Source organism: Enterococcus lemanii (assembly GCF_016909125.1).
In the GTDB taxonomy this organism is placed as follows: domain Bacteria; phylum Bacillota; class Bacilli; order Lactobacillales; family Enterococcaceae; genus Enterococcus_I; species Enterococcus_I lemanii.
In genome coordinates, this window is record NZ_JAFBFD010000066.1 from 1 (window position 1) to 7163 (window position 7163).

General features: G+C 35.5%; 9 protein-coding genes and 1 pseudogene. All 10 read left to right on the forward strand.

Features of this window, described 5'->3' with window-relative positions; genetic code table 11:
• Window positions 1-93: 93 nt before the first annotated feature.
• Window positions 94-666 (forward strand): annotated as a pseudogene (locus JOD14_RS12830) (3'-5' exonuclease); the annotation flags it as partial.
• A 199-nt stretch (window positions 667-865) separates the two neighbouring features.
• Window positions 866-1180 (forward strand): YdcP family protein, encoded by a 315-nt coding sequence (locus JOD14_RS12835; protein ID WP_000421279.1) that lies wholly within the window; start codon window positions 866-868, stop codon window positions 1178-1180.
• Between the two features lie 20 nt (window positions 1181-1200).
• Entirely contained in the window at window positions 1201-1578 is a 378-nt protein-coding gene (locus tag JOD14_RS12840; protein ID WP_001234191.1) for a YdcP family protein, read from the forward strand.
• A gap of 9 nt (window positions 1579-1587) precedes the next feature.
• Window positions 1588-2361: a Mom family adenine methylcarbamoylation protein gene (locus tag JOD14_RS12845; protein WP_204655176.1), complete on the forward strand. Its 774-nt coding sequence runs from the start codon at window positions 1588-1590 to the stop codon at window positions 2359-2361.
• Between the two features lie 21 nt (window positions 2362-2382).
• Window positions 2383-3786 (forward strand): FtsK/SpoIIIE domain-containing protein, encoded by a 1404-nt coding sequence (locus JOD14_RS12850; RefSeq protein ID WP_001130244.1) that lies wholly within the window; start codon window positions 2383-2385, stop codon window positions 3784-3786.
• Window positions 3787-3967: 181 nt separating this feature from the next.
• A complete protein-coding gene (gene mobT / locus JOD14_RS12855) occupies window positions 3968-5152 on the forward strand; it encodes a MobT family relaxase (protein ID WP_000426689.1) in 1185 nt (394 codons plus the stop codon).
• Window positions 5149-5439, forward strand: a complete 291-nt coding sequence (locus tag JOD14_RS12860) for a hypothetical protein (RefSeq protein WP_000055376.1) — start codon at window positions 5149-5151, stop codon at window positions 5437-5439. Before mobT ends, JOD14_RS12860 begins: the two co-directional genes overlap by 4 nt.
• Window positions 5436-5657 carry a hypothetical protein gene (locus tag JOD14_RS12865; RefSeq protein WP_001009054.1) on the forward strand — a complete coding sequence of 74 codons (222 nt, stop codon included), beginning with the start codon at window positions 5436-5438 and terminating at the stop codon, window positions 5655-5657. The genes JOD14_RS12860 and JOD14_RS12865 overlap by 4 nt, the downstream gene beginning before the upstream one ends.
• Before the next feature lie 59 nt (window positions 5658-5716).
• Window positions 5717-6478, forward strand: a complete 762-nt coding sequence (locus JOD14_RS12870) for an abortive infection family protein (protein ID WP_001565981.1) — start codon at window positions 5717-5719, stop codon at window positions 6476-6478.
• Between the two features lie 66 nt (window positions 6479-6544).
• Window positions 6545-7039: an antirestriction protein ArdA gene (locus tag JOD14_RS12875; RefSeq protein WP_000870467.1), complete on the forward strand. Its 495-nt coding sequence runs from the start codon at window positions 6545-6547 to the stop codon at window positions 7037-7039.
• Window positions 7040-7163 lie beyond the last annotated feature (124 nt).

Consider the following 7163-nt stretch of genomic DNA (forward strand, 5'->3'; position numbering starts at 1 on the left):
TAAGTCATCCTTGATTCAGTATAAAGGACTTTTTTGCGTCTGGATAGTAATAATAGCAATTTTTAGTGTGAAAAAATCTTTGCACCACTAGTGATTTTAATTATATTAAAAAATGAATTTGGAATAGAAGTTAAAGATTATTTTATTGACTTAGATTTATTACAGCTAATAAACAGTGTGAAAAGAATGTATAGTGGAGACGACAACGGTGTTGATTTATACAAATTTGTTACCAAACATATATTTGTTAATCTTAATATTGACGAGAAAAATTACCCGTCTATTTTTAAGCACTATCTATTTTTTATTAACGAAGTAGAAGATCGGATAAAAAATAATTCATTATCTAGTAGTGTATCTAGTTTTAAGAAGATGTTTAAATCTCGAGATGGTATCACACTTACTACAGCACATAAAGTTAAAGGAAATGAGTATGATACTGTTATCGCTATTAATCTTCTAAACGGGAAAATTCCTCATTGGAATGAAATTTTTAATGTTTCTGATAAAGGAATTAGTTCAGCGAGAAAACTACTATACGTAATTTGTTCAAGAGCAAAAAATAATTTATTTCTTTTCTCAGAGGTGGGTTATTTTACGAGTAAAGGAGACTTGCTTTATCCCACTCAATTATTAGATAAAATAGAATTTGATTATAATATTTAAAATACCTAGGTAGTCGTTGTTTTAAATATAGTAGGAATCGGACGCTCAGTACGGAGCGTCTATTTTTTTACCCAATTTTGAAAGGAAGTGAACTTATGAAAATAAAAAATCAAGAATCAAAAGGTCGCTCTCCCCCCTTTAAAACCATCACACAAATAAGATTCATTCAAACATAAAAACAGAAAGGATAGGTAAAAATATGGAACTTAAATATGTCATTCCCAATATGGAAAAAACATTTGGACAATTAGAATATGCTGGTGAAGGGAACATTGAACAACGTCGAATAAATGGCAGACCAACCATTCTCTCTCGTAGTTACAATTTATACTCAACGATTCAACGAGCAGATGATATTGTTGTCATTCTTCCCTCCGAAGCTGGCGAGAAACATTTTGAATCCGACGAAAAAGTCAAACTCATCAACCCACATATTACCGCAGAAGGTTATAAAATTGGCAATCGAGGATTTACCAATTACATTATGCACGCAGACGATATGGTAAAAGCATAAGAAAGGAAAGGTGAAAAAATATGAGATTAGCAGAAGGTATTGTGATTGAAAAAGACCAGACATTTGGCACATTGAAATTTTCCGCCTTGCGTCGTGAGGTTCGTATCCAGAATGAAGATGGTACGGTTTCCGAAGAAATTAAAGAACGTACCTATGACTTAAAATCAAAAGGACAAGGACGCATGATACAAGTCAGTATCCCCGCTTCTGTTCCTTTGAAAGAATTTGACTACAACGCAGAAGTGGAATTAATCAATCCTGTGGCAGATACCGTAGCGACGGCTACTTTTCGAGGGGCAGACGTTGATTGGTACGTGAAAGCAGACGATCTTGTATTAAAAGGACAGACAAAACCTCATCAGAAATATAAAAAAGAAGCGTCCGAAAGTGAAAAATAGGTGTTGCTTATGACAAACACACCATTGATTTTGAAAGAAATTCCGAAAGATGAAGCCATTTCTTTTATTCGGCAATACCATTATTCAAAGATACTCCCTAGATTGTGTAAATACTTTCTAGGGATTTTTTCAGAAGAAAAATTATTAGGCGTTGTGGAATTAGGCTGGGGTACGCAACCCCTACAAACCATACGCAAACTCTTTCCCGACAGTTCCCTTCAAACCACAGATTATTTAGAAATTGGAAAGATGTGTTTTCTTCCAGAAATGAATCAAACCAATTATTTTGGCAGTCAAGCTCTTTCAGCTCTAATTAAGTGGTTGAAAGAACATACGGACTGTCATTTTTTATATACACTGGCAGATGGAATTGAGGGAAAATGTGGCTATGTCTATCAAGCGTCCAACTTCTTTTACTGCGGGTATTTCAAGACAAGTGTCTATCGTGATAAGCAGTCATGGGAAAAGATACACCCTCGAAGTGCTCGCCTTTTATTAGAGGAAAATGCTCGCTTTGAACAGGTAGAGAAAAAGCATTGGCTTTCCCAGGCATTTTGCGAATACAAAGGGATTGAGAAAATCAATGGACGCATGTTTCGCTATCTCTATCCGTTGACAAAAGAAGCGAAAAAACTGTTAGGACACACTCTCTATCGACGTCATTATTATCCGAAAGAAAAAAAATTACGCTTTGAAAAGCGAATCGCTTATCAGAAATATGAAGCCATTTCTCAACCAACTTTTGATAAACAGGCTCGTATCTACAATACACAATTATTTTGATAGGTGGAAAGGAGGATTTTTATGCCATTGCTTCATGACAGAGGAGAGCGAATCAAAGCCAACGATAAGCACTTGGTCTATCATTTTGTACTAATTTCATTGCTGGTAGTTTTTCTAGTCGTCCTACTCCCTTTTCATTGGAGAGCGTTACAATCGGTGAACTGGCAAGCAGTTCAGTTAGATACATTTTTCTATCAACTTCATACGCCATACTTTTGGAGCAGTATTCTCACTGCTCTTTTTGTATGCGGACTTATCAGCTGGCTTTATTATCACTATCGTATAGATTCTATAAAACAGTTAGAGCACCGTCAAAAGTTAGCTCGTATGATTTTAGAAAATCATTGGTATGAAGCCGAAGAAACTCAATCAGAGGGATTCTTTAAAGATTTACCCAGCAAGAAAACCAAACAACGAATCCGCCATTTTCCTAAAATATATTATCGAATGAAAGATGGACTAATCCATATTCATGTAGAAATCACCTTAGGGAAATATCAAGATCAGCTTTTGCACCTAGAAAACAAACTAGAAACAGGATTGTATTGTGAATTAGTGGAAAAAACGTTGAAAGATTCTTATGTAGAGTATGTCCTACTTTATGATACTATTGGCAATCGAATTGGCATTGAAGACGTGGTAGCTCAAGATGGACGTGTCAAATTGATGGAATCGGTCTATTGGGAGTTCGATTCTCTCCCTCACATGTTAATTGCTGGGGGCACTGGTAGTGGAAAATCCTATTTTATTCTCACATTGATTGAATCTCTCCTGCATACAAATGCAAAGCTTTATATTCTTGACCCTAAAAATGCTGATTTGGCAGACTTAGGGGCGGTCATGAATAATGTCTATTACCGTAAAGAAGATATGTTGGCATGTATCAATCAATTTTACGAAGATATGATTGATCGCAGTGAAACCATGAAACAACACCCTAACTATAAAACAGGAGAAAATTATGCTTATCTTGGTTTGTCTGCCAATTTTCTTATTTTTGATGAATATGTGGCAATGATGGATATGCTAGGTCGTGAAAGTACCACCGTTATTCATAAACTCAAACAAATTGTAATGTTAGGACGACAAGCAGGCTTCTTTTTAATTCTTGCCTGTCAACGTCCAGACGCAAAATATTTTAGTGATGGGATTCGGGACAACTTTAACTTCCGTGTGGCTTTGGGTCGTATGTCTGAAATGGGCTTTGGTATGATGTTCGGAAGCGATACACAAAAACAATTTTTCTTAAAACCCATCAAGGGAAGAGGTTACGTGGATACAGGAAAAAGTGTGATTAGTGAGTTTTATACACCCCTTGTACCAAAAAGGTACGATTTCTTAGGAGAAATAGGAAAAGTCATTCAAAAAAAGCAATCTGAGCCTGTACCGCACGAAGTGAAAGGTACAGGTTCAGACTTGCTTTGACTGGTGTGGCGTTAGCCACGCCAATCCTTTAGCCCCCTCTATCTAACAGGGGGGCACAAATACAACTGAAAACAGGCAATTCTCATCAACCAATGTTGATGGTACAAAGGATTGCGGAAAATATGAAAGGTGTAAACTCAAGGGTCATAGTTTACATCTTTTTTAGATTGGAGGTTTGCGAATGGAAAACGAAAAAATTTGGATTAAGGAATTGAAAGAAAAGCGACTGGCTTATGGCGTTTCTCAAAATAAACTGGCGGTTGCTTCTCATATTACCAGACCTTACCTATCGGATATTGAAACAGGCAAGGCAGTCCCTACTCAACAGGTGAAAGAAGATTTACTGAACGCTTTGGAACGCTTCAATCCCGATAACCCATTGGAGATGTTATTCGACTATGTACGGATTCGATTCCCTACCAATGATGTGGCTCAAATTATCGGTGAGGTTTTACGTTTGAATATGGATTATATGCTACACGAAGACTTTGGCTATTATTCTTATCCCGAACACTATCGTTTCGGTGATATTGTTGTCCTAGTCTCTCATGATGTAAGTAAAGGTGTTTTATTAGAACTGAAAGGAAAAGGCTGTCGGCAATTTGAAAACTTTCTATTGGCTCAACATCGGAGCTGGTATGATTTCTTTCAAGATTGCATGGAACATAAAGGTATTTTCAAACGCTTGGATTTAGCTATCAACGATAAAACAGGGATTTTGAATATTCCAGATTTGGCAAAGAAATGTAAACAGGAAGAATGCATTTCCGTCTTTCGAAGCTTTAAAAATTATCGCAGTGGTGAATTGGTTCACCGTGATGAAAAACCATACATGGGAAACACACTTTATATTGGCTCATTAAAAAGTGAAGTCTATTTCTGTATATATGAGAAAGATTATGAGCAATACGTGAAAAATGATGTTCCCTTAGAAGACGCAGAAGTAAAGAATCGGTTTGAAATTCGGTTAAAAAATGACCGAGCCACCCAAGCCATGAAAGATTTATTGGCACATCAACAGGCGGAAAAAACAGCCTTTGAAATTATCAATCGCTATATCCGCTTTGCAGATAAAGACGACACTAAACGTCGGAGTGATTGGAAAACTAATGAACGTTGGGAATGGTTTATCGGTAAAAATCGTGGAGCATTACGCCTAACCACACAGCCAGAGCCTTATTCTTTTGAACGAACATTGAACTGGTTACATCATCAAGTCGCCCCTACATTAAAAATCGCAAGCATTTTAGATGTTCTCAACGGTACAACCATTATCTCCACCATGATTCAGGAAGCCAAACTGACAGAAAAACATGAGAAATTAATTGAACAACAACATCTAGCCATGGAGGATTTGATTACATGAGCCTTTTAACAAAAGAATTAAAGAAGTTAGGGTTTCAGTGTGGCATTGAGTTTCAAGCGTATATACAAAATACAGGGAAATATACGTCTCTCATTATTGAGGGAAAACGGCAAGCTGGTGATACCATCTATACCTATGATTTTTACAAGGTGAGATTTTATAATAATTATACCAATCGAGTAACCGTCTATGGAGAGCATTTAACCCCTTTTCAATTATTAAGGCGTGTAAAAAGCTATATCTATTATCGAGAAAAATATCTTAAGGAAAGGAGGACAATCACATGAATTTTGGGCAGAATTTGTACAACTGGTTCTTGGATAATGCACAGTCATTGGTATTGTTAGCGATTGTTGTCATTGGACTGTTTTTAGGTTTTAAACGAGAATTTTCAAAACTCATTGGCTTCTTGATTATTGCTCTAATCGCCGTCGGACTTGTGTTCAATGCAGCTGGCGTGAAAGATGTGTTATTAAACTTATTTAACCGAATCATTGGTGCTTAACAGATATTTTTCATGATAAAATAGGAAGTATATATTTTGTTATGAAAGGATTTATGAATATGTTTACAAATGATCAATTTAAATCTCTTTTAATTAAAACATTAGAAAGAAAGAGCTCTTCAAATTATTATGAAGGAGGTAACGAGATTGTTTCTAAAATGAAAATATCAGAGGTAACTTTAGATGAGACTGACGATTTTACTTATTATAAAGGATATAAAAAGGGCTGGAATACGCTTTGCACATATCTTAAAATAAGAGTTCCTTTTGATGATTTAGACTTTTTTGAAAGTCATAAAGATTTGATTACCCAGACAGCAAGCTCCATATATGATAAACAAGGTGATAATGTATTAGTGGATACTATTTTAGTACCACTTCCAGAGAATTACGAAGTAATTAACTTTAGTCAGTTGAAAATTAGTGATGTGGTTTCACAAGCTATTGAAGACGCTGAGTCTTTTATGAGTAATGGTGAATATCAACGTGCCTTTGACAGAGTTCACACTGCTTTTCATGGATATTTAATTGAAATACTAAAAAAATATGAAATTACAGTTCCTAGAGACGAAAATCTATCTAAATTATATAGTAGGATACAACAATTAATTGAAAAAGAAATTCAACCTACTGAACTTGCTGATATAGTGAAGACAACGATAAGGTCATCAAATGGAATGATTAGCTCTCTTAATGAAGCAAGAAATAGGCATTCACTTGCACACCCTAATACAAATATTATTGGAAAGAGAGAAGCAAAACTAATAATAGGTATTTCAAGTACAGTTACAGATTATATTAGCGGATACCTTGATAAGTAGCGTCATTAACTGATTGCTACTTTTTTTATGACTATTTTTATAAAAAGGATGTGATAAGAATTGGAAATGAAAGTCTATGTGGCAAATTTAGGACGGTATAATGAAGGTGAATTAGTCGGAGCATGGTTTACTCCACCAATTGATGAGGAAGAAATGGCAGAAAGAATCGGTTTAAATGAGGACTACGAAGAATATGCAATACATGATTTTGAGCTTCCTTTTGATGTGGACGAATACACGCCGATTAGTGAAATCAACCGTCTATGTGAAGCCATTCAAGAAATCGAAGGTACACCTATTTATAATGAACTCAAAGAAATTCAAGGCATGTGGTTTAGTAGCTTGGAAGAATTACTGGAAAACAAAGAGGATATTCATTGTTATAGTGATTGTGATTCGATGGAAGATGTCGCCCGTTATTACGTGGAAGAAACAGGACAGCTTGGTGAAGTCCCTTCCAATTTACAAAATTATATTGACTACCAATCTTTGGGACGTGATATGGAAATAGAGGGTAATTACCTAGTTACCTCTCATGGGGTATTTGAATATTGTCAGTAAGTTTAACAATCCGTGTTATAATTAAATTAACTAAAACTTGAAACATAAAAAGTGCACACGAATCCCATGATATCAAGAAAACAACCCGATAATTTAGTTTCAAGCAACCAACTTCAACTGGTTT